At 66.4% G+C, this 25,643-nt stretch carries 22 protein-coding genes, 2 tRNA genes and 1 pseudogene; 17 read left to right on the forward strand and 8 right to left on the reverse strand.

Going from position 1 to position 25,643, the window contains the following annotated elements; genetic code table 11:
* Positions 1 to 33: 33 nt before the first annotated feature.
* The 7 genes from ACXJJ9_RS14000 (at position 34) to ACXJJ9_RS14030 (ending at position 7,493) form a co-directional block, all read left to right on the forward strand.
* Positions 34 to 663, forward strand: a complete 630-nt coding sequence (locus tag ACXJJ9_RS14000; protein ID WP_457097757.1) for a YfgM family protein — start codon at positions 34 to 36, stop codon at positions 661 to 663.
* On the forward strand, positions 663 to 1,874 hold the full coding sequence (gene bamB / locus ACXJJ9_RS14005; protein ID WP_457097758.1) for an outer membrane protein assembly factor BamB: 1,212 nt from the start codon (positions 663 to 665) through the stop codon (positions 1,872 to 1,874). Before ACXJJ9_RS14000 ends, bamB begins: the two co-directional genes overlap by 1 nt.
* Positions 1,875 to 1,991: 117 nt before the next feature.
* Complete coding sequence (gene der / locus ACXJJ9_RS14010) at positions 1,992 to 3,392, forward strand: ribosome biogenesis GTPase Der (RefSeq protein ID WP_457097759.1); 1,401 nt, start codon at positions 1,992 to 1,994, stop codon at positions 3,390 to 3,392.
* Between the two features lie 61 nt (positions 3,393 to 3,453).
* The gene (mobA, locus tag ACXJJ9_RS14015; RefSeq protein ID WP_457097760.1) at positions 3,454 to 4,035 is read left to right on the forward strand and encodes a molybdenum cofactor guanylyltransferase; all 582 of its coding nucleotides are present in this window, start codon (positions 3,454 to 3,456) and stop codon (positions 4,033 to 4,035) included.
* Positions 4,028 to 5,242, forward strand: a complete 1,215-nt coding sequence (locus tag ACXJJ9_RS14020; protein ID WP_457097761.1) for a molybdopterin molybdotransferase MoeA — start codon at positions 4,028 to 4,030, stop codon at positions 5,240 to 5,242. Before mobA ends, ACXJJ9_RS14020 begins: the two co-directional genes overlap by 8 nt.
* 43 nt (positions 5,243 to 5,285) lie before the next feature.
* Positions 5,286 to 6,413: a molybdopterin-synthase adenylyltransferase MoeB gene (gene moeB / locus ACXJJ9_RS14025; protein ID WP_457097762.1), complete on the forward strand. Its 1,128-nt coding sequence runs from the start codon at positions 5,286 to 5,288 to the stop codon at positions 6,411 to 6,413.
* 12 nt (positions 6,414 to 6,425) lie between these two features.
* Positions 6,426 to 7,493: a DUF2272 domain-containing protein gene (locus ACXJJ9_RS14030; RefSeq protein WP_457097763.1), complete on the forward strand. Its 1,068-nt coding sequence runs from the start codon at positions 6,426 to 6,428 to the stop codon at positions 7,491 to 7,493.
* Between the two features lie 170 nt (positions 7,494 to 7,663).
* Here ACXJJ9_RS14030 and ACXJJ9_RS14035 read toward each other — a convergent pair whose 3' ends face one another.
* Complete coding sequence (locus ACXJJ9_RS14035) at positions 7,664 to 8,629, reverse strand: alpha/beta hydrolase (protein WP_457097764.1); 966 nt, start codon at positions 8,627 to 8,629, stop codon at positions 7,664 to 7,666.
* A 99-nt stretch (positions 8,630 to 8,728) separates the two neighbouring features.
* Positions 8,729 to 9,040 (reverse strand): DUF1244 domain-containing protein, encoded by a 312-nt coding sequence (locus ACXJJ9_RS14040; protein WP_310052609.1) that lies wholly within the window; start codon positions 9,038 to 9,040, stop codon positions 8,729 to 8,731.
* An 82-nt stretch (positions 9,041 to 9,122) separates the two neighbouring features.
* Here ACXJJ9_RS14040 and folD point away from each other — a divergent pair, with 82 nt between their 5' ends.
* From folD to ACXJJ9_RS14060, 4 genes and pseudogenes are all read left to right on the forward strand, one after another.
* Positions 9,123 to 9,983, forward strand: a complete 861-nt coding sequence (gene folD / locus ACXJJ9_RS14045; protein ID WP_457097765.1) for a bifunctional methylenetetrahydrofolate dehydrogenase/methenyltetrahydrofolate cyclohydrolase FolD — start codon at positions 9,123 to 9,125, stop codon at positions 9,981 to 9,983.
* Positions 9,984 to 10,072: 89 nt separating this feature from the next.
* Complete coding sequence (gene guaB / locus ACXJJ9_RS14050) at positions 10,073 to 11,530, forward strand: IMP dehydrogenase (protein WP_310053831.1); 1,458 nt, start codon at positions 10,073 to 10,075, stop codon at positions 11,528 to 11,530.
* Between the two features lie 85 nt (positions 11,531 to 11,615).
* Positions 11,616 to 13,184 (forward strand): glutamine-hydrolyzing GMP synthase, encoded by a 1,569-nt coding sequence (gene guaA, locus ACXJJ9_RS14055; RefSeq protein ID WP_457097766.1) that lies wholly within the window; start codon positions 11,616 to 11,618, stop codon positions 13,182 to 13,184.
* A gap of 83 nt (positions 13,185 to 13,267) precedes the next feature.
* Positions 13,268 to 13,498, forward strand: a pseudogene (locus ACXJJ9_RS14060) (GIY-YIG nuclease family protein); the annotation flags it as partial.
* Positions 13,499 to 13,546: 48 nt separating this feature from the next.
* Here ACXJJ9_RS14060 and ACXJJ9_RS14065 read toward each other — a convergent pair.
* The gene (locus ACXJJ9_RS14065; RefSeq protein ID WP_457097875.1) at positions 13,547 to 13,744 is read right to left on the reverse strand and encodes a hypothetical protein; all 198 of its coding nucleotides are present in this window, start codon (positions 13,742 to 13,744) and stop codon (positions 13,547 to 13,549) included.
* On the opposite strand from ACXJJ9_RS14065, the gene tadA reads away from it, so the two are divergent.
* Entirely contained in the window at positions 13,736 to 14,185 is a 450-nt protein-coding gene (gene tadA / locus ACXJJ9_RS14070; protein WP_310053832.1) for a tRNA adenosine(34) deaminase TadA, read from the forward strand. The two genes, ACXJJ9_RS14065 and tadA, sit on opposite strands and share 9 nt — an antisense overlap.
* 8 nt (positions 14,186 to 14,193) lie before the next feature.
* On the opposite strand, the gene ACXJJ9_RS14075 is transcribed toward tadA, so the two are convergent.
* Complete coding sequence (locus ACXJJ9_RS14075) at positions 14,194 to 14,652, reverse strand: DUF2721 domain-containing protein (RefSeq protein ID WP_457097767.1); 459 nt, start codon at positions 14,650 to 14,652, stop codon at positions 14,194 to 14,196.
* A 61-nt stretch (positions 14,653 to 14,713) separates the two neighbouring features.
* Here ACXJJ9_RS14075 and orn point away from each other — a divergent pair, with 61 nt between their 5' ends.
* Positions 14,714 to 15,280, forward strand: coding sequence for an oligoribonuclease (gene orn, locus ACXJJ9_RS14080; RefSeq protein ID WP_457097866.1), 567 nt, complete (start codon positions 14,714 to 14,716; stop codon positions 15,278 to 15,280).
* 3 nt (positions 15,281 to 15,283) lie between these two features.
* On the opposite strand, the gene ACXJJ9_RS14085 is transcribed toward orn, so the two are convergent.
* Both ACXJJ9_RS14085 and ppsA read right to left on the reverse strand, forming a co-directional pair.
* On the reverse strand, positions 15,284 to 16,204 hold the full coding sequence (locus tag ACXJJ9_RS14085) for a mechanosensitive ion channel family protein (RefSeq protein WP_457097768.1): 921 nt from the start codon (positions 16,202 to 16,204) through the stop codon (positions 15,284 to 15,286).
* A 10-nt stretch (positions 16,205 to 16,214) separates the two neighbouring features.
* Entirely contained in the window at positions 16,215 to 18,587 is a 2,373-nt protein-coding gene (ppsA, locus tag ACXJJ9_RS14090; RefSeq protein WP_457097769.1) for a phosphoenolpyruvate synthase, read from the reverse strand.
* A 131-nt stretch (positions 18,588 to 18,718) separates the two neighbouring features.
* On the opposite strand from ppsA, the gene ppsR reads away from it, so the two are divergent.
* The 4 genes from ppsR to ACXJJ9_RS14110 all read left to right on the forward strand — a co-directional run bounded on the left by ppsR (position 18,719) and on the right by ACXJJ9_RS14110 (position 20,459).
* Entirely contained in the window at positions 18,719 to 19,540 is an 822-nt protein-coding gene (gene ppsR / locus ACXJJ9_RS14095) for a posphoenolpyruvate synthetase regulatory kinase/phosphorylase PpsR (protein ID WP_457097770.1), read from the forward strand.
* Between the two features lie 111 nt (positions 19,541 to 19,651).
* Positions 19,652 to 20,164 carry a DUF1249 domain-containing protein gene (locus tag ACXJJ9_RS14100; RefSeq protein ID WP_457097771.1) on the forward strand — a complete coding sequence of 171 codons (513 nt, stop codon included), beginning with the start codon at positions 19,652 to 19,654 and terminating at the stop codon, positions 20,162 to 20,164.
* A gap of 45 nt (positions 20,165 to 20,209) precedes the next feature.
* Positions 20,210 to 20,285: transfer RNA gene (locus tag ACXJJ9_RS14105), tRNA-Ala, on the forward strand.
* A 98-nt stretch (positions 20,286 to 20,383) separates the two neighbouring features.
* Positions 20,384 to 20,459: transfer RNA gene (locus ACXJJ9_RS14110), tRNA-Glu, on the forward strand.
* Positions 20,460 to 20,730: 271 nt separating this feature from the next.
* Here ACXJJ9_RS14110 and ACXJJ9_RS14115 read toward each other — a convergent pair.
* Positions 20,731 to 23,355 carry a LuxR C-terminal-related transcriptional regulator gene (locus tag ACXJJ9_RS14115; protein WP_457097772.1) on the reverse strand — a complete coding sequence of 875 codons (2,625 nt, stop codon included), beginning with the start codon at positions 23,353 to 23,355 and terminating at the stop codon, positions 20,731 to 20,733.
* A 548-nt stretch (positions 23,356 to 23,903) separates the two neighbouring features.
* Positions 23,904 to 25,568 (reverse strand): M4 family metallopeptidase, encoded by a 1,665-nt coding sequence (locus ACXJJ9_RS14120; RefSeq protein WP_457097773.1) that lies wholly within the window; start codon positions 25,566 to 25,568, stop codon positions 23,904 to 23,906.
* Between the last annotated feature and the right edge of the window lie 75 nt (positions 25,569 to 25,643).

Below are 25,643 nucleotides of genomic sequence, written 5' to 3' on the forward strand. Positions count from 1 at the left end.
ATGAACCCTGCCTTCCGGGCGGGGTGAGATTCCATGGCGATCGACGAACTACTAGACGAACACGAACAGAGCGAGCGCGTCCGCGAATGGCTGCGCCGCAACGGCAGCGCTCTTGTCTTTGGCATTGCGCTCGGCCTCGCCGCGATTGGCGGCTGGCAGTGGTGGCAGCGCCACCAGGCTGACAAGCAGTCGAAGGCTGCCAGCGACTACCAGGCCGCCGTCGATGCCATCCAGGCCAACGACAAGGCGGCCGGTGCCAAGGTCCAGGCCGTGCCGGAAGGCATCTTCCGCGCGCTGGCGCAGCTGGAATTGGCCAAGTCCCAGCTCCAGGCCAACCAGAACGACGCCGCCATCGCGACCTTGCGTTCGGTCAGGACGAGCGATCCTGCGCTGACGGCAATCGTCAACCAGCGCCTGGCGCGCGTGCTGATCGATGCGAAGCAGGCCGATGCCGCGCTCAAGCTGGTCGCCGGCGGAGACTCGCTGGTCGTGCTGGAGATCCGCGGCGACGCGCAACTGGCCTTGGGCCAGCGCGACCAGGCCCGCGACAGCTACAGCAAGGCCCTGCTCAAGGCCGAAGTCGGCACGCCGCAGCGACGCCTGATCGAACTGAAGCTGATCCAAGCCGGCGGTACTCCCCCCAAGACCGAGAGCCAGTCCTGATGACGTCGATCAAGCGCCCGACCTCCCGCACGCCGGCCGTCGCGGCCACGTTGCGTACTTCCGCCGTGCTGATGTGCGTTCTCGCACTGGGCGGCTGCTCGACCGTCAAGGGTTGGTTCGGTGGCAAGAGCGAGGCCAAGCCGAACGAGCCGGCGGCGCTCACCGACTTCACCCCGACCGTGACGGTGTCCAAGATCTGGTCGGCGAATGCAGGCAAGGGCGAAGGGCGCGTCGGGGTCCGACAGGGACCGGCCGTGGCCGATGGCCGCGTCTATGCCGCGGCCGTGGAGGGTGGCGTGCGCGCCTTCGACCTGCAGACCGGCAAGCCCGTCTGGCATTACGAAAGCAAGCTGCTCCTGTCCGGCGGTCCCGGTGCGGGCGACGGCCTGGTGGTGGTTGGTGGCCTCGATGGCCAGGTAATCGCGCTCGATGCCGCTACCGGAGCCGAGAAGTGGCAGGCCAAGGTGCCGGCCGAAGTCATCGCGTCCCCGACGATCGGCCTCGGCAGCGTCTTCGTCCGCTCCAACGATGGCCATGTCACTGCTTTCGACGCCGCCAGCGGCGAACGCAAGTGGTTCTGGGTCTATGAAGTGCCGACCCTCAGCCTGCGCGGTAACGACGCCGTGGTGCTGGGACCTGGCTACGTGTTTTCCGGTAACGACGATGGTTCGGTCAGCGCGCTGTCGGCCACCGATGGTCATTCGCTCTGGAACGTGGCTGTTGCACAGCCGGAAGGCCGCAGCGAGCTGGATCGCCTTGCCGACGTCGACGGTACGCCGGTGCTGGAGGGCAGCACGCTGTTCGCGACCAGCTTCAAGAAACAGACAGTAGCCATCGATGCGCCGAGCGGCCGGGCCATGTGGGCTAGCCAGTTCGGTGGCGCCGGTCGCCTGGGTGTCGCCAGCGATCGCCTGGTGGTGGCCGACGCCTCCGGCAGCGTCTACGCACTGGACAAGAGCAGCGGCGCCTCGTTGTGGCAGCAACCTGCGCTGGCTCGTCGCCTGCTGACCTCGGCAGTGGTCCAGGGTGATTACGCGGTGGTCGGTGACTATGACGGCTACCTGCACTGGATGAAGCTGGACACCGGCGAACTGGCCGCCCGCGCCCGGATGGGTGGCGATGCGCTGCGTGGCTCGCCCGTGGTCGCCGACGGCATCCTGGTGGCCCAGAACATCGACGGTGAACTGGCAGCGTTCCGCCTCGGCCAGTAATCGACGTTTTCGCTTACCGATGACCCCGGCCCGTGGCCGGGGTTATTGTTTCCGGGTACCACTCTGTGCCCCCGTCCGGTTCGTCCCTCGATCCGGACCCTTGATTGGCAGGTTTCCATGCTTCCCCTCGTCGCCCTGGTGGGCCGCCCCAATGTCGGCAAGTCGACGCTGTTCAATGCGCTGACGCGTACCCGTGACGCGCTGGTGCACGACCAGCCGGGCGTGACCCGCGACCGCAACTACGGCGTATGCCGGCCGGAAGGCCAGCGCCACTTCGCCGTGGTCGATACCGGCGGCATCGCCGGCGTGGATGAAGGCCTTGCCGGCGCCACCGCGCGCCAGGCCCGGGCGGCAGCGGAAGAAGCCGATCTCGTCCTGTTCGTGGTCGATGGCCGCGAAGGCGCGTCATCGCTGGACGACGACATCCTGCAATGGCTGCGCAAGGCCGCACGCCCGACGGTCCTCGTGGTCAACAAGACCGATGGCCTCGATGCGCGCGCCGCGATGGCCGAATTCGCCCGCTACGGCTTCAGCGATGTCATCGCGATCTCGTCCGCGCACCGCGTCGGCCTGGATGAGTTGCTCGTCGACATCCAGAAGCACCTGCCGGAAGCGGGCAGCTCGGTCGAACTCGACAGTGACCCCAACCGGATCCGCGTCGCCTTCATCGGCCGCCCCAATGTCGGCAAGTCGACGCTGGTGAACCGCCTGCTCGGCGAGGAACGCATGATCGCGTCCGAGGTGCCGGGCACGACGCGCGATTCGGTCTCGATCGACATGGAGCGCGACGGCCGCCTGTACCGCCTGATCGACACCGCCGGCCTGCGCCGCAAGTCGAAGGTGGAGGAGGCGGTCGAGAAATTCTCGATCGTGAAGACGCTCGCCGCGATCGAGGAATGCCAGGTCGCCGTGGTCATGCTCGATGCGGGCGAGGGCGTGACCGACCAGGATGCCAGCGTGCTCGGCTACGCGCTCGATGCGGGCCGTGCGCTGGTCGTTGCGGTCAACAAGTGGGATGGCCAGACCGAATACCAGCGCCAGCAGACCGAAAACCTGCTGGTACGCAAGCTCGCGTTCGTCGAATGGGCCGAAGCGGTGCGCATCAGCGCCAAGCACGGTTCGGGCCTGCGTGAGCTGTTCAACGCCATCCATCGCGCGCACAAGTCCGCGACCACCGAGCTGGGTACCAGCGAGGTGACCAAGGCGATGGAAATCGCCTACGAAACCAACCCGCCGCCGGTCGTTCGCGGCCACGTGGCGAAGATGCGCTTCGCCCACCCGGGTGGCGTCAACCCGCCGACCTTCATCATCCACGGCACGCGCCTGCGCACGCTGGCGGACAGCTACAAGCGCTATCTCGAGAACTTCTTCCGAAAACGCTTCAAGCTCGTGGGCACGCCGGTGCGCTTCATTTTCAAGGAAGGCACCAATCCGTACGAAGGCAAGAAGAACGTGCTGACCGAGCGGCAGGTGGCGAAAAAGCGCCGCCTCATCCGCCACGTCAAACGCGGGAAGTGATGCGAGCGTGCCTGCGCCTGTCGGACGCGACGACGAATCCATAACGGCTGCAATCCGCGCCGTGGACATCACGCTGGGCATCCTCGCCGGCGGCCGTGCGACGCGATTGGGCGGCATCGACAAGGCCTGGATGGAGCGCGACGGCATCCCACAGGTGTTGCGCTGGCAGCGCCGCTTCGCACATGAAACGGGAGCGCTGCTGGTCAGCGCCAATCGCGACCTGCCGCGTTACGCGCAAGCAGGCCTGCACGCGGTCGCGGACCGCATCGAAGGCGACCGTGGCCCCATCGCCGGGCTGGACGCCTTGCTGGCAGCGTGCCGCACACCGTGGCTGTTGACCCTTCCCGTGGACCTGGTCGGCGTCAACGATTGCCTGTTGCCCAGTCTGTGCTCCGCGCGCGGCGAGAACGGTGCGTTCGCCATCGATGATGACGGTCCGCAGCCGCTGGTCGCGCTTTGGCGTGTCGAAGCCGCAACGCTGGCACTCTCCCAGGCCGTCGAACGCAACGAAGTCGCGATCCACTCCTTGCATGGACACCTCCGCATGACGGGCGTGCGTCTTGAAGGCGTACGCTTCGGCAACCTCAATACTCCCGATGATCTGCGCGCTGCCGGCGTGACGCCAGAATCCCCTCATGACTGATTTCCCGACTGGCCTGTTGTTCGATGAAGCCATGGCCGTGCTGCGTGATACGGCCGCGCGACACCGGCTCGAAACCGAATCGTTGGCGTTGGCCCGCTGCCATGGCCGCGTGCTGGCCCAGGACCTCGTCGCGCCGATGGCGCTGCCGCCGTTCGACAACAGCRCGATGGACGGCTTCGCATTCCGTCATGGCGACCTGGACGGCGAAGAGACCGCCCTGCGCCTGGTTGGTGAGCAGTTCGCAGGCATCGCCAACAACCTGCCGCTGCAAGCCGGCGAATGCATCCGCATCACCACCGGCGCGCCGATGCCGCCCGGTAGCGACAGCGTCGCCATCAAGGAGAACTGCCGCATCGCAGGTGCGACGGTGGTCGTCCCGGGCGCCACGCCCATGGGAGCGAACGTGCGTCGTGCAGGCGAGGACGTGCGCGAAGGCGATGGCGTCCTGCGCGCAGGCGACCTGCTCACCCCCGCGCGCGTGTCGCTCGCCGCCTCGCTGGGCGTTGCGTCGCTGCGGGTTTCGCGCAAGCCCACCGTGGCTGTATTCACCACCGGCGACGAACTGGTCGAAGCCGGCCTGCCGCTCGCCCCGGGCCAGATCTACGACAGCAATCGTGACCTGTTGATGGGGCTGCTGCGCGCCGACGGACTGGAACCCACCGCCTGGCCGCGCCTACCCGACGATCCGAAGCAGGTCGAGATCGCGCTGCGCGATGCGGGTTGCGCTTTCGACCTGATCGTCACCGCCGGCGGTGTGTCCGCGGGCGAGAAGGACCACCTGCCGGGCGTGCTTGCCCAGTTCGGCGAGACGCATTTCTGGAAGGTGAAGATGAAGCCGGGCATGCCGCTGTTGTTCGGCAGCCTCGACCAGGCACGCGTGCTGGGACTGCCGGGCAACCCCGTCTCCGTGCTGGCGACGTGGCTCACTTTCGGCCGCGCCCTGATCGACGCCCTGCAGGGGCGCCGGGAGCCGCGGCCGACATGGCAGGCGCAACTGGTGGCGCCGCTGGACAAGCTCCATCCGCGCCGCGAGTTCATCCGCGGCCATCTGTTCAGCGGCAGCAACGGCGCGCTGCACGTGGAGGCCAGCGCAGCGACGGGTTCGCACCGGCTGCGTGCCGCCGCGGACGCGAATGCACTGATCGTGGTGCCCGAGGGACCGCAACGCTATGCCGCGGGCGCCGTGGTCGAGGTGATGCCGCTGTAACGCCGCGTTGGCGCCGGATGGCACGGGCGCCGATAATCCCCGCATGGCCATTGCAACGATTTCCCCCGCAGAAGCGCTGCGCCGATTGCAGGCGGGCGCCGTGCTGGTCGATGTGCGCGAATCGCATGAACGCGCCACCGGTTTCGCCACCGGCGCCCTCGGCATCGCGCGGGTCGAGCTCGAGGCGGATCCCGGGTCCGCGATTCCCGGGCTCGGCAGCGAAGTGCTGCTGATCTGTCAGTCGGGCGGTCGCTCGATGAAGGCGGCCCAGGCATTGGAAGCCGCGGGCTACACCAATCTCGCCTCCGTGGAGGGCGGAACGACGCGCTGGCTCGCCGAAGGCCTGCCGGTCACCCGGCCCGACATCGATGCCGATTTCTACGACCGCTATTCGCGCCATCTGCGCCTGCCGGAAGTCGGTGAGGCGGGGCAGCGCAAGCTCGAGGCCGCGCGCGTGGCCATGGTGGGTGCAGGCGGACTCGGTTCGCCCGCCGCGTATTACCTCGCCGCCGCGGGCATCGGCACGATTGTCCTGGCCGACGACGACGTGGTCGACCGCAGCAACTTGCAACGGCAGATCCTGCACACCGACGCGCGCATCGGGATGGCGAAGGTCGAGTCCGCGCGCGCCGCGTTGTCCGCGTTGAATCCGCGCCTGACGATCGAAGGCTTCGCCGAGCGCATCACCGCCGACAACGTCGAACGGCTCATCGCCGGTGCCGACGTGGTCATCGACGGCGCGGACAACTTCCCCGTGCGTTACCTGCTCAACGACGCGTGCGTGAAGCTGCGCAAGCCGCTGGTATATGGCGCTGTGCATCGCTTCGAGGGGCAGGTGAGCGTGTACGACGCGGGCCGGCACCGTGGCCAGGCGCCGTGCTACCGCTGCCTGTTTCCCGAGCCGCCCCCGCCGGAAGCGGCGCCTAATTGCGTTGAAGCAGGTGTGCTCGGTGTCCTTCCAGGGGTCATCGGCCTGTTGCAGGCGACCGAAGCGATCAAGCTGATCCTCGGAATAGGTGAACCGTTGCGCGGGCGGTTGCTGAATTTCGATGCATTGGCGATGCGTTTCCGGGAGACCAGGCTGCGGCCGGACCAGGATTGCGTCGTGTGCGCTCCGGGGCGTGAATTCCCCGGCTACATCGACTATGCGAGGTTCTGCTCGGGAACCTGACGGAGGTCACCGATGGGCAGTCCAGGCGGTCGGAAGGGAAGTCGGATCGTTCGCCGCCTGGTGCTGTCTGCCTCGCTCATCCTGCTGGCCTGCAGCGCGCTGATTCCAGCGCGCGCGTCGGCGACCCAGATATGCAGCCAGATCCCGCAATCGCCGCCGTCGTACGCCACGCGCATTGCCCTGCTGGCCTGCACCGAGAACGCGCTCTGGTACGCACCGTTCATCGATGTACAGGGGCGACTGGCAAGCCTCACGGTCTCTGAAACCGAGCGCGTGCGTTTGCACGACGGCACCACGCCTGCGTGGCAGCGCGTCGCCGAGTACTGGAAGGGCAGCGGCCTGCTGCCGCAGATGTCCAATTTCGCCGGCGCGACCGATTGCAGCTATGGCGGCTACGGAGTCCTGCAATCGGCTTCGTGCCGGGCCTTCCTGAGCGACACCCCATGGTCCGCGGTGTTCGTGTCGTACGTGATGAACCGGGCCGGTTTGCCCGGTTTCAGGAGTTCGGCGAGCCACATCGATTTCATCCGGGACGCCTATCGGACTCCTGCCTTGTCGCCCTATGTATTCGACGACCCCGATACCACCGCGCCGGCGGCCGGCGACCTGCTGTGTTTCGCGCGTGGCCGCAACACGATTGGGCCGCAGGGATTGCGTGATTTCCTTGGCAACGGATCGGGCGAAGGCCTGAACATGCATTGCGACATCGTCGTCGCAGCCAATCCCGGTGGCGACGGCAAGGTCTACCTCGTGGGCGGCAACGTGCTCCAGGGCGTGACCATGCGCGTCCTGCCTTTGAACCGGAATGGCGCCATCTTCAATTTGCCGCGGCGCCTGGGTGTTCCCGGCGACTGCCAGCCCGGCAATGAGGGGTTTTGCAGTTTCAACCGCCAGGATTGGGTGGCGCTGCTCAAGCTCAAGCCATTGCCCGCACCGCAGGGAATGCTGCCGCTGCCCGGAGTCCGGCCCCAGCAGTGCTGCACCCTGTGCCCCTTGCCCATGCCGGAAAACATGAAGCGTTGCCCGGTGCTGCAGCGGCCGGTGGATGCGCCGCCCGCGCCAGCGGACCATCCGCGCTGATCGCAAGCGCGCAGGTCGTTGAGGGACGTTTTCGGAGCGTGCGGGCGGATCAGGTTACGCGTTCGACGCCTGCGGCTGCGGTCCTGCGCCGCGGCTTCGCTCGTGGGTCCAACTGGATGTTGAGCACGACGTTGCAGTGGATGCAGCTGTAGCTCAGGCAGCGGATGTCATCACTGTCGTTGTTCTGGCCGAGAACGCTCTCGATGCGGACGTGGAACAGTCGCTTGCCGCACTTCGGGCAGTCGCCTTGGTTGATCATGTGATTTCTCTCCGGGGGTGATGCGGACTTGTGCGGTGGTGTTCGAGAAGGCAGGGGCTTGAACCTGCCGACCCGGACCGCGCAATTTGGGCCGGGGCTTGCTGGCACTCGGATCGACGGGCGCGAAGAACGTCTTGAGCGTTCGCGCCAGCGCCGGCGAAGAGGCGATGTTGCTGTGATCGGCGGATCGCAACTCCAGCACCTGCGGCGGACGGGGAAGGGAATCGATCAGGCGCTGGGTGTTGGCGGCGGGGATGACCTTGTCCAGTCCGGCACGGACCACCAGCAAACGACCGGTATAGCCGGACAGATGGGAAATCGAGTCGTAACGGTCACGGGCGAGCAGACGTATGGGCAGCCAGCGGTAATACGCCTGTCCCAGGTCGGCGAGGGTGTCGTAGGGGGTGACCAGGGCCAGGCGGCGCACGGGCCGTTTGGCCGCGACGTGGGCGGCGACCCCGGAGCCGAGACTGCGCCCGATCACATCGATGTGCATGCCCGGATGCCGCTGTTCCACATGGTCGTACAGGGCGAGCGCATCGCCGGTGATTCCCGCTTCCGTCGGCGCGCCTTCACTCGCCCCGAAGCCGCGATAGGCCACGAGATAGACCGTATGGCGTGGGAACCAGCGGGCGAAGCGCTCGCGGTTGACCTGCACGGGTTCGGAATTTCCGCCGAAATAGACCAGCGCCTGCGCCTGTCCCGGGTTGACGACCCAGCCGCGCAGCGTGACGCCCTCGCGCACCAGCGAAAAATCCGTCTGGGAGGCTTCCACCCGTGTGTCCTGCGGGCAATACACCAGCTCACGCTGGCGGACATACATCAGGCCGCAAGCCCCCAGGTACACCAATGACAGCGGTAGCGCGATCCAGAACATCGCAGCACCTGTTTTATCGACGCGGCCCTGGGAGAAGCCTGCCCCCGGCCACGTGATGCGGATGCATAGCGGATGCGTCCGCTGCGTCGCCGAAGGAGGCTAGCTCTTGTGCAAACGCTGTGCCGTCTCGAACGCGGCCAGTTGTTCCGGGGTGGCCTCGCGCTGGTGCTTCGCCTTCCATTGCGCGAAGGGTTCGCCATACACCGACTCGCGCGCCTCGTCCCGGGTCATGGTGATGCCGCGATGCTCGGCGGCTTCGCGGTACCAGTCCGCCAGGCAGTTGCGGCAGAACCCGGCCAGGATCATCAGGTCGATGTTCTGCACCTCGGGCCGTTCTTGCAGCAGGTGGTCGCGGAGCCGGCGGAAGACGGCGGCTTCGATCTGGGTGGTTTCGAAATCGGTATCGGACATGGGGGGCGCCGGCGAGGTCGGATCGATGGAGTGTTGGGCGATAATGTGCGCCTTCATCGTCTGGATTCCCATTGGCCACCGCATGACCGCCCGCATCCTTGACGGCAAACGCATCGCCGAAGACCTGCTCGACAACCTCAAGGCGCAGGTCGACGCCCGTATTGCCGCCGGCAAGCAGGCGCCCGGACTGGCCGTCGTGCTGGTGGGCAACGACCCGGCCTCGGCCGTGTACGTCAAGAACAAGCGCCGGGCCGCGCAGAAGGTGGGCATCCGCGCCATCGACCACGACCTGCCAGCCGACACCAGCGACGAGCAGTTGCTGGCCCTGATCGACCGGCTCAATGCCGACCCGGAGGTCCACGGCATCCTGGTCCAGTTGCCCTTGCCGGGACATCGCGACGCGACCCGGCTGATCCACCGCATCGACCCGCGCAAGGACGTCGACGGCTTCCATCCCGAGAACGTCGGCCACCTGGCCCTGCGCCAGTTCGGCCTGCGCCCGTGCACGCCGCGCGGCATCACCACGCTGCTGGCCTACACCGACCGCCCGGTGCGCGGGCAGAGCGCGACGATCGTCGGGGTCTCCAACCACGTGGGCCGGCCGATGGCGCTGGAACTCCTGATCGCGGGCTGCACGGTGACCAGTTGCCACAAATTCACCCCGCCCGAGGTGCTGGAGCAGTCTGTCCGCAACGCCGACATCCTCGTGGTAGCCGTAGGCAGGCCCCAGCTGATCCCGGGTGAATGGGTGAAGCCGGGCGCCGTGGTGATCGACGTGGGTATCAACCGGCTCGATGACGGCCGCCTGGTGGGCGATGTGGGCTTCGACGCCGCATCCCGGCGCGCCAGCTGGATCACCCCGGTGCCGGGTGGGGTGGGGCCGATGACGGTGGCCACTCTCATGCAGAACACCCTGGAAGCCGCCGAGGCCGGCGTCGCCTGAGCGGTTCCGCAACACCTCGTCCTGCCGGGACGAGCGCCGGGACATCGAAACACGATAGAATGACGCGCTTCATCCATCCGGGACCGCCCATGCTGCGAATCCAGGCTGAAGCGCTGACCTACGACGACGTCTCGCTCGTCCCCGCGCATTCTTCCGTCCTGCCCAAGGACGTCTCGCTTGCCACGCGCCTTACCCGCAACCTGACCCTGCGTCTGCCGATCGTCTCGGCGGCAATGGACACGGTCAGCGAAGCCCGCCTCGCCATCGCGATGGCCCAGCTCGGCGGCATCAGCATCATCCACAAGAACATGAGCCTTGAGGCGCAGGCGGCGCAGGTCGCCCACGTCAAGAAGTTCGAGGCGGGCGTGATCAAGGAGCCGTTCACCGTCGGCCCCGACACGACGATCGCCGAGGTGCTCAAGCTCACCCGCGCCCGCAACATCTCCGGCGTGCCGGTGGTGGAGCACGGCACGCTGGTCGGCATCGTCACCAGCCGCGACATGCGCTTCGAGAAGAAGCTCGACGATCCGGTCCGCCACATCATGACCAAGAAGGATCGCCTCATTACCGTGCGCGAAGGCGCGTCGGACGATGAGGTCGTGCAACTGCTGCACAAGCACCGGATCGAGAAGGTATTGGTGGTCAACGACGGCTTCGAGCTGCGCGGCCTGATCACCGTCAAGGACATCCAGAAGAAGTCCGACAATCCCAATGCCGCCTACGACAGCAGCGAACGCCTGCTGGTCGGCGCCGCCGTCGGCGTGGGTGGTGATACCGAAGCCCGCATCGAGGCACTGGCCGCCGCGGGCGTCGACGTCGTGGTGGTCGACACCGCGCATGGCCACTCGCAGGGCGTGCTCGATCGCGTGAAGTGGGTGAAGAAGAACTTCCCGCAGCTCCAGGTCATCGGCGGCAACATCGTCACTGGCGATGCGGCGCTCGCGCTGATGGACCACGGCGCGGATGCGGTCAAGGTCGGCGTCGGTCCGGGCTCGATCTGCACCACGCGCATTGTTGCTGGCGTCGGCGTGCCGCAGGTCACCGCCGTCGACATGGTCGCCGAGGCGCTGCAGGACCGCATCCCGCTGATCGCCGATGGCGGCATCCGCTACTCGGGCGACATCGGCAAGGCAATCGTCGCGGGTGCATCGACGGTGATGATCGGCGGCCTGTTCGCCGGTACCGAAGAAGCACCGGGCGAAGTCGAACTGTTCCAGGGTCGCAGCTACAAGAGCTACCGTGGCATGGGCTCGCTGGGAGCGATGGAGCAGGGGTCCAAGGACCGCTATTTCCAGGATGCCTCCGACGCCGACAAGCTGGTGCCGGAAGGCATCGAAGGCCGTGTTCCTTACCGCGGCCCGTTGCGCGGTGTCGTGCACCAGCTCGCCGGTGGCCTGCGCGCCACGATGGGTTACGTCGGCTGCGCCACCATCGAAGAAATGCGCAAGAAGCCATCCTTCGTGAAGATCACCAGTGCCGGCGCGCGCGAGAGCCACGTGCACGACGTGCAGATCACCAAGGAACCGCCGAACTATCGTGCTGGATGAGTTTGATCGCAGAAGGGAGACGGCAGTTTCCCTTCTTCGTTTTTGAGTCCGGTTTTTTCAATTCGTACTTCGCACCGCCGCCCCCATGACGACGAATATCCACAGCGACAAGATCCTCATCCTCGACTTCGGCGCGCAGTACACGCAGCTGATCGCCCGCCGCATCCGCGAGATCGGCGTCTATTGCGAAGTCTGGGCGTGGGATCACGACCCGGCGGAGATCGCCAGGTACGGCGCCAGGGGCATCATCCTGTCGGGCGGCCCGGAGTCCACCACTGAATTCGGCGCCCCGGCGGCGCCGCAGGAAGTCTTCGACAGCGGCTTGCCGATCCTGGGCATTTGTTACGGCATGCAGACGTTGGCCGCGCAGCTCGGTGGTGCCACCGAAGCGGCCGATGCCCGCGAATTCGGCCACGCCGAAGTCGAACTGGTCGCGCACGACGCGCTGCTCGGCGGCCTGAGCGACCACGACGGCGAACCGCGCATCGACGTGTGGATGAGCCATGGCGACCATGTCGCCAAGGCACCGCCGGGCTGGACGATCACCGCAACCACCGATCGCATTCCCGTTGCCGCGATGGCGAACGAGGAAAAGCGCTGGTATGGCGTGCAGTTCCATCCCGAGGTCACCCACACCAAGCAGGGCCAGGCGCTGTTGCGCCGTTTCGTCGTCGACATCTGCGGCTGCCAGACGCTGTGGACCGCGGCCAACATCATCGAAGACCAGGTTGCCCGCGTGCGCGAGCAGGTCGACTCGGACGAAGTGATCCTCGGCTTGTCCGGTGGCGTCGACTCGTCCGTCGTGGCCGCACTGTTGCACAAGGCCATCGGCAAGCAACTGACCTGCGTATTCGTCGATACCGGCCTGCTGCGCTGGAACGAAGGCGACCAGGTCATGGCGATGTTCGCCGAGCACATGGGCGTCAAGGTCATCCGCGTCAACGCGGCCGACCGCTATTTCGACAGGCTCAAGGGCGTCAACGATCCGGAAGCCAAGCGCAAGATCATCGGCAATCTCTTCATCGAGATCTTCGATGAGGAATCGGCCAGGCTCGCCAATGCGAAGTGGCTGGCGCAGGGCACGATCTACCCGGACGTGATCGAGTCGGCCGGCAGCAAGACCGGCAAGGCGCACGTCATCAAGAGCCACCACAACGTCGGCGGCCTGCCCGAGGACATGAAGCTCAAGCTGGTCGAGCCGCTGCGCGAACTGTTCAAGGACGAAGTGCGACGCCTGGGCGTCGAACTCGGCCTGCCGCGCGAGATGGTGTACCGCCATCCGTTCCCGGGTCCGGGCCTGGGCGTGCGCATCCTTGGTGAAGTGAAGCGCGAGCACGCCGAACTCCTGGCCAGGGCCGACCACATTTTCATCGACGAGCTGCGCAAGGCCGGCTGGTACGACAAGACCAGCCAGGCGTTCGCGGTGTTCCTGCCGGTGAAGTCGGTCGGCGTGGTTGGCGACGCGCGTGCCTACGAATGGGTGATCGCACTGCGGGCGGTCGAAACCATCGACTTCATGACGGCGCATTGGGCGCACCTGCCTTACGAACTGCTCGGCACGGTGTCCAATCGCATCATCAATGAACTGCGCGGTGTCTCGCGCGTCGTCTACGACATCAGTGGCAAGCCGCCAGCGACGATCGAGTGGGAGTAATGTTGGATGTGTGGCTGGTCCTATTGACAGCCAACCATCCCGTTGACAGCCAACCATCCCGCTCATCCTGAACCTGTCGAAGGATGCCCCGAGAGCTAGCCGTGACATTCTGGACCTACATTCTCAAGTGTGCGGACGGCTCCTATTACACGGGCCACACGGACGATCTCGAGTTTCGATTGGCGCAGCACGATCAAGGCGCGATGCCGACGTGCCACACGTTTTCGCGTAGACCGGTCGAGCTGGTTTATTCGCAGGCCTTTGATGAGCGGGAGGATGCCTTCCGCGCGGAGCGCCAGATCAAGGGATGGCGGCGGGAAAAGAAGGAGGCGTTGATAACGGGGCGTTTCGACCTGTTGCCATCACTTGCCAGAACAGCGCGGCGCGGCGTCCTTCGACAGGCTCAGGATGAGCGGGTCCTTCGACAGGCTCAGGATGAGCGGGGTGTCCTTCGACAGGCTCAGGATGAGCGGGTCCTTCGACAGGCTCAGGATGAGCGGGTCCTTCGACAGGCTCAGGAAGTGCGGGTGAGTCAGCCGGATGCGCGCTGGATGCGCCACGCACTCGACCTGGCGCTGCGCGGCCAGCACGAGGACGACGAAATCCCGGTCGGTGCGGTCGTGGTGTCCGCCGAAGGCGAGCTGCTTGGCGAGGGTTGGAACCGCAACATCACCCAAAGCGACCCTACGGCGCACGCGGAAGTCGTGGCGATGCGCGCGGCAGGTGCGAAGGTGGGCAACTACCGCCTGCTCGGCGCAACGCTGTACGTCACCCTCGAACCCTGCGCGATGTGCGCGATGGCGATGGTGCACGCGCGCGTCAGTCGCGTGGTCTACGGCGCGACCGACCCCAAGACGGGCGCCGCCGGCAGCGTCTTCGACCTGCTCACCGACCCGCGCCACAACCATCGCGTGGAAGTACAGGGCGGGGTGCTGGCGGAAGAAGCCAGCCAGCGCCTCACGAACTATTTCCGCGCCAAGCGCGGCCGCCCGTTGATCTGAGCGGAAGCTCAGCTGCGCTTGCGCGCCAGCTCCTGGTCGAGCTCGTCGTCGAAGCTGCGCACCGCCAGGCTGACCTCACGCCACAGTGAAAAGCTCGCGGCGAGCAGGAACAGAACGCCGACGACCGCCAATAAGGTAGGCACTACGCCCAGGCGGAAACCCAGGAATGCGTCCATTGCGAGCGTCAGGCTCGTGCCCACGAAGCTGGCTAATGCCGCGTAGAGCATCTGGCACGCCCGCAGCACCAGGTGCGCGCGCAGCCGGTGCCGGGTGATCTGCTCATCGCGTTCGGAGCGATCCGGTGCCTCCTCCTCCCAAGCCACGATCAAGGCCCTTAGCCGGTCGACCACGCGTGCCAGCCGCGTGTTGGCCGACGCCAGCAATCCGGCTGTCGCGGTCAGGAAGAACGCTGGCGCCAGCATCGAAGTGAGGATGGCGTAGTGGACGTAGGTCGGATTCGAAAGCATGGCGCCGGGACGGGACGGAGGCTGGGCTATGATGCGACGTCCTGACGAGCAGCGCGAGCGCATGGCAGCCAACCCGCAAAAGGAACAACGCCTGATCTGGATCGACCTCGAGATGACGGGGCTCGATACCGACAATGACTCCATCCTGGAGATCGCCACGATCGTGACCGATGCGCAACTCGAGATCCTCGCCGAGGGTCCCGAACTGGCCATCGCGCACCCGGTGGAGCGCCTCCAGGCGATGGACGAATGGAATCGCAACCAGCACGGCAAGTCCGGTCTATGGCAGCGCGTGCTGGAGCAGGGCGTGACGATGGCGGACGCCGAAAAGCGGACACTCGATTTCCTGGCGCAATGGGTTCCAGCCAACGCCTCGCCCATCTGCGGCAATTCGATCTGCCAGGACCGTCGTTTCCTGCACCGTTGCATGCCGCAGCTGGAGAGGCATTTCCACTATCGCAACCTGGATGTCAGCACGATCAAGGAGCTGGCACGCCGGTGGGCGCCGGACGTCCTCAATGGCGTGCGCAAGGATGCCAAGCACACCGCGCTCAGCGACATCCATGATTCGATCGCCGAGCTGCGGCATTACCGCACGGCGATGGGCAAGCTCGGCGGACTGGGCTGACGATCAGCCCGCGGGGGTATTGGCGCCGGGATTTCCGATGACCTGGCCGCCCAGCGCTTCATCCAGCGCACGGCCGTCGGCACCATGGTGGTAGACGCGCACGTCGCGCACCGTTGCCGGCAAACCCAAGCCCAGTTCGACCATGCCGTTGCGCACGGCTTCGGTGAGATCGCTGCGGAGCTGTTGCACATCGCCGGTGCGTACCCAGGCCCGTAGCTCGATGTTGATGCGGTTGTCGGCGGTGAGGCCGGTTGCAAGAACCACGGGGGCGGGCTCATGCAGGATGCGCGACTCCGTGCGGGCGATATCAAGCAGGCGCGAACGCGCCGCCGCGAGATCGTCGCCATGGGCCAGCGAGGTGGCGATGTCGATGCGCCGCTTCATCGTCGCGGTGAAGTTGGTGATCGCCGCCGCGGTGACCAGGCTGTTGGGCAGGATCACCACGCGGTTGTCGGGGGTACGCAGGCGGGTCTGGAAGACGCGCACCTGTTCAACGGTGCCCTCGACATTCGCAGCCTGCACATAATCGCCAGCCCGGAAAGGGCTCTGGGCGATCAGCTGGAAACCGGCAACGAGATTCGACAGCGAATCCTTCAGCGCCAGGCCGATGCCGAGGCCCGCCGCGCCGAGCACCGCGAACAGCGAAGCTGTCGGGAAACCCAGGACCTGCAGGGCGGCGACAACCACCACGGCCACCATCGCGCCATAGGCGATATTGCGCAGGAAACCACGCAGGGTGGTCTCCGTATGCGTGCGCTCGAGGACCCGGTCTAGCGCGCGCGAGACACGCTTGGCCAGCCACAAACCGATCAGCAGGATCAGCACCGCGCCCACCAGCTTCAGGCCGTAGGTCTCGCCCAGGGCGCGCCAGTGATCCAGCGAGTGCAGTTCCTTCAGCGTGGTGGTAGTGACGGCCTGTTCCATGGCGCTGCGATCAGCCCGCCTTGACCTTGGCCAGGCGCAGCCAGGTATCCACGACCGTGTCCGGATTGAGCGACACAGACTCGATACCCTGCTGCATCAGCCACTCGGCCAGGTCCGGATGATCGCTCGGGCCCTGGCCGCAGATGCCGATGTACTTGCCCTTGGCGCGCGCGGCCTGGATGGCCATGGACAGCAGCTTCTTCACGGCCGGATCGCGTTCGTCGAACAGGTTGGCAACGATCGCCGAGTCGCGGTCCAGGCCCAGCGTCAGCTGGGTAAGGTCGTTCGAACCGATCGAGAATCCATCGAAGATGTCGAGGAACTCGTCGGCCAGCAACGCATTCGACGGCACCTCGCACATCATGATGATCTTGAGGCCGCCTTCGCCCTTCTTGAGGCCGTTGGCTGCCAGCACCTCGATGACCTTGCGGCCTTCGTCCAGCGTGCGCACGAACGGGATCATGACCCAGCAGTTGGTCAGGCCCATCGTCTCGCGCACCTTCTTCACCGCGCGGCATTCCAGCGCAAAGGCCTCGGCGAAGCTGGGATCGACGTAACGGCTGGCGCCGCGGAAGCCGATCATCGGGTTTTCTTCATGCGGCTCGTAGCGCGCGCCGCCGAGCAGGTTGGCGTATTCGTTCGACTTGAAGTCGGACAGGCGCACGATCACCGGGTTCGGCGCGACCGAAGCGGTGATGGTGGCGATGCCCTCGGCGAGGCGGTCGACGTAGAAGTCGACCGGACTGCCGTAACCGGCGATCTTCGCGTCGATCTTCTTCTTGGTTTCGGCATCCTGCGATGCGTATTCGAGCAGCGCCTTGGGGTGGATGCCGATGTGGCTGGCGATGATCATTTCCAGGCGCGCCAGGCCGATGCCGGCGTTGGGCAGCATGGCGAAGTCGAACGCGCGTTCCGGATTGGCGACGTTCATCATCACCTTGAGCGGCGCCGGCGGCATCTTGTCGAGGTCGGCGACGTGCCGCTCGAAGGGCAGGGCACCGGCGTAGATGAAGCCGGTGTCGCCTTCGGCGCAGGAGATGGTGACTTCCTGTCCGTCCTTGATCGTGTCCAGCGCGTTGCCGGTGCCGACGACGGCAGGCACGCCGAGTTCGCGCGCGATGATCGCGGCGTGGCAGGTGCGGCCGCCACGGTTGGTGACGATCGCAGCCGAGCGCTTCATCACCGGTTCCCAGTCCGRGTCGGTCATGTCCGCGACCAGCACGTCACCGGGCTGCACGCGGCTCATGTCATCCAGCGAACGCACGACGCGGGCAATGCCGCTGCCGATCTTGTGGCCGATGGCGCGGCCTTCGGCGATCACGTCGCCGCGCTTGCCCAGTGCATACCGCTCGATCTGCGTGGCGTGCGCGCGCGACTTCACCGTTTCCGGGCGCGCCTGCACGATGAAGAGCTTGCCGGTAACGCCGTCCTTCGCCCATTCGATGTCCATCGGGCGGCCGTAGTGCTTTTCGATGACCAGCGCCTGCTTGGCGAGTTCGTGCACGTCGGCGTCGTTGATCGAGAAGGTGTTGCGCAGCTCGGCCGGGGTCTCCTCGGTCCGTACGCGCTCGCCGGGCTGGTCCGAATAGACCATGCGCAGCTGCTTGGCGCCGATCGAACGGCGCAGGATCGCCGGCTTGCCCTGCTGCAACGTCGGCTTGTAGACGTAGAACTCGTCCGGATTCACCGCGCCCTGCACGACCATCTCGCCGAGGCCGAAGCTCGACGTGATGAAAACGACGTCGCGGAAACCCGATTCGGTGTCCAGCGTGAACAACACGCCGGACGAACCGACGTTCGAGCGGACCATCAACTGCACGCCGGCGGAGAGGAACACGTCCTCGTGCTTGAAGCCGTGGTGCACGCGGTAGGCGATGGCGCGGTCGTTGTAGAGCGAGGCGAAGACTTCCTTGACCTTGTGCACGACATCGTCGGCACCGGTCACGTTGAGGAAGGTTTCCTGCTGGCCGGCGAAGCTCGCATCGGGCAGGTCTTCAGCGGTCGCGGAGGAACGCACGGCGACGGCGACGTCCGAGCCGCCGTTCTCGTCGCACAACTGCTTGTAGGCCGTGCGGATGTCCGCATCCAGGTCGGCCTGCAGGGGGGCGCCGATGACCCAGCCGCGGATCTCGGCGCCGGCCGCGGTGAGGGCGGGCACGTCCTCGACGTCCAGCGTAGCCAGCTTGTCGTAGATGCGCTGGTGCAGGCTGTTGTGGGCGATGAAGGCCTTGAAGGCTTCCGCCGTGGTCGCGAAACCGCCGGGAACGGAGACGCCGAGGTTCGCAAGGTTGCCGATCATCTCGCCGAGCGAGGAATTCTTGCCGCCCACGCGGGCCAGGTCGGACAGGCGAAGCGCGTGCAGCCAGAGGATGTTCTCGTTCAAGACGGGGGCTCCGTGGGGGTAGGGCCGGAGGGCCTAACGTGGCGAAACCGTTATTATCGCCGCTGCATCGGGCCCAGACAAACGTAGCCCGGTGGCTTTCTGGCGATGGCGAACCCTTGACGAGGTGTGTGATGCCCGGAGTGCGGCCGGTTTTCTATGTGTCCGACGGCACGGGCATCACCGCCGAGACCATCGGCCACAGTCTGCTGACGCAGTTCACCCAGACTCGGTTCGTCACCGAGCGCTATTCCTTCGTCGACAGCGTCGAGCGTGCAGCCGAGATCGCCCCCAAGATCCGGGCCGCCGCCCAGGAGTACGGGGTCCGTGCCGTGGTGATCAATTCCTGCGTCGACAGCGTCGTGAGCAGTGCGCTGGCCGAGAGCGGGGCACTCATGCTCGACGTGTTCGCGCCCTTCATCGAACCGCTGGAACGCGAATTGGGCGAGGCGCGCGAGCGTCGCATCGGCCAGGCGCACGGGCTGGTCAATTTCGAGACCTACCACCGCCGCATCAACGCGATGAACTTCGCTTTGACCCACGATGACGGCGCAGCCACCGATTACGCCGGGGCGGACGTCATCCTCGTGGCCGTCTCGCGCGCGGGCAAAACGCCGACCTGCGTGTATCTCGCCCTGCATTACGGCATCCGCGCGGCCAATTATCCGTTGACCGAGGAAGACCTCGAGCACGATCGCCTGCCCCCGCGCCTGCGGCCATGGCGCAACAAGCTGTTCGGGTTGACCATCGACCCTGTCCGCCTGCAGCAGATCCGCCAGGAACGTCGGCCGAACTCGCGCTACGCGCAATTCGATACCTGCAAGCGGGAAGTGGCGGCGGCGGAAATGATGTTCCGTGGCGAGGGCATTCCGACCCTCAGCACCACGCATACCTCGATCGAGGAAATCGCCAGCAAGGTGCTTACGACCCTGGGGATCCACCGCGAAATGTTCTGAGCGGCGCCTGAACTGCAAGCGTCGTCTGGCGCGGGAGAACTGTGACGATAGGCGCGTTCATCGTGCCCGTCAACGCTGCGCATTGCGCACCGCGCGTGTAGCATCGGGTCCATGCAGCAGCTCGTTTCCCGCGCCACGCATGCCGACGCGCTGGGCCGTCTCCGGCTCGGCAAGTTCGGCTGGCTGATGGCGTTGTATGCGGAAAACCATGGCCGCCTGCAGCGGCTGTTCGAGCCTGCGGATCTCGCCCCTGGCCGCTATGCATCCGATATCGGGGATGGCTTGGCCCTGCAGCTGGACGTGCTCGGGCAGCATCGTTACACCACCGAATTGCGCCTGACCTACAACATGCTCGATCCGGTGACCGGAGAGCCGGACCCTTCGGCGTACCTGCGTGTCTACCACGATGCCCGCCAGGTCGAAGCCACGCATTGCTACGTCGGCCGCCGCTGGCAGGACGTGATCGGCATGTATCCGCCACCCGCTGAAGTGATCGGCCATCGACTGCGGATGAACACGTTCCTTGGGAAATGGTTGCAATACCTGGCCGAGAGCGGCCACGGCGTTGCGACCTTGCGCCTGCGTGCAGCGGCGGATGTGAAAAAAATCGAAAAGGTGGCTTGACGGTCCTGTATCAGCCCCCTAAACTTGCCGTCTTTCCAGCGCCGTGGGGCCATAGCTCAGCTGGGAGAGCGCCTGCATGGCATGCAGGAGGTCGGCGGTTCGATCCCGCCTGGCTCCACCAACTTCTGGACACGTTTTCAGAAGGCGCATCGGAAACAAGTTTCAAAACAGGCCGGCTTTTCAACGAAGTCCATCTCGGTGAAAGCAAAGTTCTACAGCGTCCCCATCGTCTAGAGGCCTAGGACATTACCCTTTCACGGTAGCGACCGGGGTTCGAATCCCCGTGGGGACGCCAATTGATACAGCAACAAGGGCTCGGGAAACCGGGCCCTTGTTGTTTTTGTGGCTTTCGTGCGGGCTGCCTGTCGGATCAGCAAAAACTATTTGAGCTGCATTGGAATGCGTCCGGCGGCGCTTGGCAATGATCATCATGAGCAGGCAAGTGGCAACGTGAACGTTCGCCGCGTCGATTCATCCGCATGCAGTGCCTCGTGATTACTGCGGGTAGTACCGGACAGTGATTGGAGCCCAGCCCGCGCATGCTGCATCGACGAATCCACGAATCGTCAGTGCGTCAACCCGAGCAGGCGCGCGCGGTCGACCGCATGTTTGCGATTGCCGGCCGAGAGCTTGAGGAACAGGTTCTTGAGGTGCCACTTCACGGTCTCGCCGCTGATGTCCAGGGTGCGGGCGATTTCCTTGTTCGACATGCCCTTGTCGATCAGGGACAGGATCTGTGCTTCCTTCGAGGTGAGCAGGCCATGCCGTGGTGGCGCCGCGCGGATGGGCGTCGGGGCCGGGGGCGGCGTCTGGCCGCTGGACGGTGGGTGCAGTTCGGCTGCCATCTCCACCGCCAGCGGGTGGGTGTCGATCAGCAGGCGCGCGTAGCCGGAAATCTCGGCCAGCTCGAGGACTTCCTGCAACAACGGCAACGCATCGGCGCTGCCGCGCTGGCGTGCGATGACCGCGCGTAGCACTTTGACCGTGAGCGCGTCGCGGCCACGGTTCAATTGCGCGGCGAGCCGACCGACTACCGCGACCTCCGACTCCGCTACATCCAGTTCCCGCTTCGCCAGTGCGGCATGCGCGCGCGCGAGCGATGCGATGAGCCGGTATTCCAATGCGAGAGGGTGCAGTTGTTCGTGCTCGAACGTGGGCGCCAGCCGCTCAAGGGCGACGAGCAGCATGGCGACGGTTTCGTTGCGGCCACGCAGTGCATGGATACGGATCTGGTCGGCCAACGCATATCCGCGCAGGCGTGGCAGCTGCCGGCGTTCGGCGACGGCTTCGAGGTTGCCGAGCACATTGAGGGCACGACGCTCGTCATGCTGGCTGAGCGCCACGTTGGCGAGCGTGCGATAGGCCAACAGGACGTTGTCGGGAAAGCCACTGCGTTCGATGACGTCGAGCCGGTTCGCGAGCACGGCCTGCGCGGCCGCGGGCTGGTCGCGCCCGAAGAGTGCGGCGGCGAGTACCGACGCCAGGAGCGCGGCTGCCATGCCGCGGCGCTGGCCCTCGCGTTCGGCCTGGGCGAGTGCCGGCTGGATCACCGCCTCGGCCTGGCAGGCGTCGCCCTCCCAGAGATGGCTCAATCCCACCAGCATGTGTCCGACTTGCGCCGATAGCCGCAGCGAGCCGCTGTTGCCGAACCGGGCAGCCTGCGCGACCAGCGCGCGGGCGTCGCCGGTCGCGCCCTCGTGCAGCGCGACGAGCGCACGGAAATTGAGGTGCGTCGCGGCATAGAGGGGCTCACCGCCGCACTCGTGCAGGCCGGGCCAGCGCGCAACGAACTCCGGCAGGAGGCCCAGCTGGTCCGCATAGGCCGCTGCGCCGGCGGCGACGCGCAGCGCGACCGCCAAGGTTGCCGGCGGGGTCGCCGGGTTGTCGATGACCTCTCGCGAGATCTCCAGCGCGGCTGCGTTGCGGTTGCCCAGCGCAAGGATCGATGCCGCGGCCAAGCGGAGATCGAGGTCGCCGCTCAGCACCTCTTGCGGAATATGGTGGTCGAGCCATTCGCGTGCTTCGGCGTACTTGCCCGAAATGCCGAGTGTCCAGAGCGAGCGCGCCGCATGGGATTGCGCGAGTGCGTGGTTGCCTGCCGCAAGCGCGTGACCGGCCGCCTCATGGAAACGTTCCTTGCCGGCGAACCATGATGCGGCGCGCGAATGCAGCGTCGCCTGCTCGGCCATCGGTAACCGCTCGAAGCGCGCCAGCAGGAAATCCCGCGCCAACGGGTGCAGGCGGATCCAGTCGGTGCGTTCGCCCTGGATCATGATCGGCGTTTCCGCGGCCAACTGCGCCAACAGCTCGGCCGCATCGTCGGCGCCCGTTACCGCGGCGCATAACTCGGAGTTCATTCGATCGAGGATGGCGATGCGGGGCAGGAATTCCGTCAGCGCCGGCGACAGTTGCGCGAGCAGGGATTCGACGAAGTAATCCTGGATGGTGCCGTGGCGCGCCGACAGCGACTCGAGCGCGGCCACCGGATCCGGTGCGTGCTCGATCGCCGCGATCGCCAGCTGCAATCCGAGCGGCCAGCCCTCGGTGGTCTCGTGCAGGTGGGCGCGCGCATCTACGCTCAGTTGCGGCAGGCGCTTCTCGAGCAGTTCGATCGACTCCTCCATCCGCAAGCGCAACGCGTCGGTCGCCAGGGTTGCGTAATTGCCCTTGGCGGCCAGTTCCGCCACCTGCAGCGACAGCGGCACGCGCGAGCCGAACACGAGATGCAGGTTCGCCGGAGCGTTGAACAGCAGGTACTGGACTGCGCCACGCAGCGTGGGCAGCGGCAGGCGCTCCGCGTCGTCGAGCATCAGCACCGTTTGCACGCCCTGTTGGGCGACTTCGGAGAGCAATGCGGTCAGGGCTTCCATCCCGGTCTTGCCGGCCCGCTGCGCGACGGACTGGGTGGGGCGTCGGTTCGCCTCGCGTATCGCCTGGCACACGGCTTCGGCGAAACGCACCGGATCGTCCTGCGTGCCGGCCGTCAGCCACGCGACGCGCGCGCCCTGTTCGAGCCAACGGCGTCGCCATTGCAGCAGCAGGGTCGTCTTGCCGAAGCCGGCCGGTGCGACCACCGCGATCGCGGTGCGGTCGTGGACATCGACCCAGAACCGCTGCAGCCGCTCGCGTTCGAGCGCCGTGCGCGGCATGCGCGGCGGCGTGGCCTTGAGGGCGAGCTCGGACTCGGACATGGGCCAGGGCTGGCCGGGGGACGGATCCGCGCTCGCCACAAGTGCAAGCGCGGGCCCGTCGCGGCGTGCCGGTTCCGCGCCGGTCTCGAGGGCAGGGGTAGTCCCATCGTGCGCGGGATTCACGGGCACGGCGTGCCCCGAAGGCATGGCAAAAGAGCGCATGGCGCTGACCTCAGATGGTCTTCGAAGCCGATGCCGCAGGAGGCGCCGCCAGTACGGGCAGCGGAGCGGCGAGGGAAAGCGCGGCAGCGCCCGCGCGCAGGAATCGGGTGGTCATGGGGGGGCGTTCTCGAGGGGGAGGGCAGCCCGTGTATTTGGGGGGCGGCAGACCCCCGCAGCGCCCCCCCATGGCGGGGGGGACGCCGTGACGGCCGTAGCGGTTACGGCTCCATCCGGTCTGGTCTGGACGCCGCTGCGTGACGCCCTGCGAGAGTCGCCCGCCCACCTGTGTCGACGACCCAAAAAAAGAACCCGCCGAGCGGCGGGTTCTCAATTCGGTTATACATCGCGCCGCCCCCACGGGGACGACGCGACGTATGCCGGGTTTCTCAGGGCATGTAGACGGCCGCCCAGGTGTCGGCCACGGCCTGCTGCTGCGCCGAGCCTGCACCGTACAGGTCGGCGGCGGCGTTGAGGGTGGCGACGCGCGCACCGGCATAGTCGGTGTTCGAGGTCATGTACACCGTCAGGGCGCGGTACCAGATCTGCTGGGCGGCGTCGCGGCCGATGCCGGCGAGCGCGGTGTTGCCGTTGCAGACCAGGCTGCTCGGGGTCAGGTTGGCCGGGGTGCCCGCGCCGTAGCCGGCCGGCACCACCGCGCCTTCGGCGAGCAGGTAGAAGAAGTGGTTGGCCACGCCCGAGGAGTAGTGCACGTTCATGGCCTTGAAATTGGCCAAAGTGATTCCGTTCGACGGGGTGGTGGCGCTCGGGTAGCAGTCCGGCGAGATGCCGTCCAGATTCGGCTTGAACATCCAGCGGATCGCATTGTTCCAGGCCTGCGTCGCGAAGATCTGTTCGCCGATCACGTAGTTCGGCGGCTGGTTCGCATTGTTGGCGTAGTACTCGATCATCGTGCCGAAGATGTCCGAGTTGGCCTCGTTCAGGCCGCCCGACTCGCTGTTGTAGATCAGCTTGGCGGTGGCAGCGGTCACGCCATGGCTCACTTCGTGGCCGACGATGTCGATCGCCACCAGCGGACGCACGGTGGTGCCGTTGCCGTCGCCGAAGGACATGCAGAAGCAATCGTCGCTCCAGAACGCGTTGACGTAGTTCAGCGAGTAGTGGACCGCGCCGTACGCGCCGACGCCGTCGCCACGGATGCCCACGCGGCCGAAGGTGTTCTTGTAGAAGTCCCAGGTCTTGGCGAAGCCGTAGGCCGCGTCGACGCCGGTGCTGACGCGGTCGCTGAGGGCGGCGTTGCCCCACTTGTTGTCGGCATCGACCATCAGCGTGCCGGCGCCGCGGTAGCCGTTGCCCATGTCGGTGATGTGGGTGTCGCCGCGGGTCGAGTCCTTCAACTCGTAGATGCGGCGGGTCGCGTTCCACTGCGTATTCAGCGGAACCGTGCCCGCGAACAGCGAATAGCCCGGGCCGGTCGCCGGCGTGAGGACCGGCGGCGTCGACGGCGTGCCGGTCTGTGCGCCGGTGCCGGGCAGGATGCCGGTCTTGACGGCGTCTTCCTTGGCCAGGATCGCGCCGTCGAGGGCGTCGACGTAGTAGTGCATGCGCTGCGGCGTGCCGTCCTTCGCGGTACCGGTGTACAGCACGTCATAGGCGAGCTTCGGCGTGGCGCGTCCGGCGAAAACCACCAGGCTGGCGCTCGGCACGGCCTCGAAACGGGTGCCGAACTGCACGCCCGCGGCGGTGATGGCGGAATCGACCGACAGGGCCGGGGTGACGCCAACGTTGATCGGCGCGGCCAGGGTCACGCTGGTGCTCTGCACGATGCCGGCGCGGGAGTGCACGACCATGTCGCCGCCGATCACGGGCAGGCCGCGGTAGGTGCGGTCCATGCGCACGTGTTCGGTTCCGTTGGCGTCGACAATCACGCTGCGCGCGGTGAAGGCGTCGGCAGCGGACAGGCGGGTCGCCGTCGGGTTCAGGCGGACGGCGGTCAGGGCGCGGTCGACCGCGGCCCCGTTGATGGCCGCGGCCGCATGGCCGGCGGTACCCATGAGAATGGCCACGGAAATGGCCTTGGCAAGCGATGACATGTATTCCCCTCGAATATGTTGGATGACGCGAGCAACGCGACACGCGCAGACTCGCGCTTGCCGAGGCCCGCCCGT

The organism is Lysobacter sp. P5_B9 (assembly GCF_054049835.1).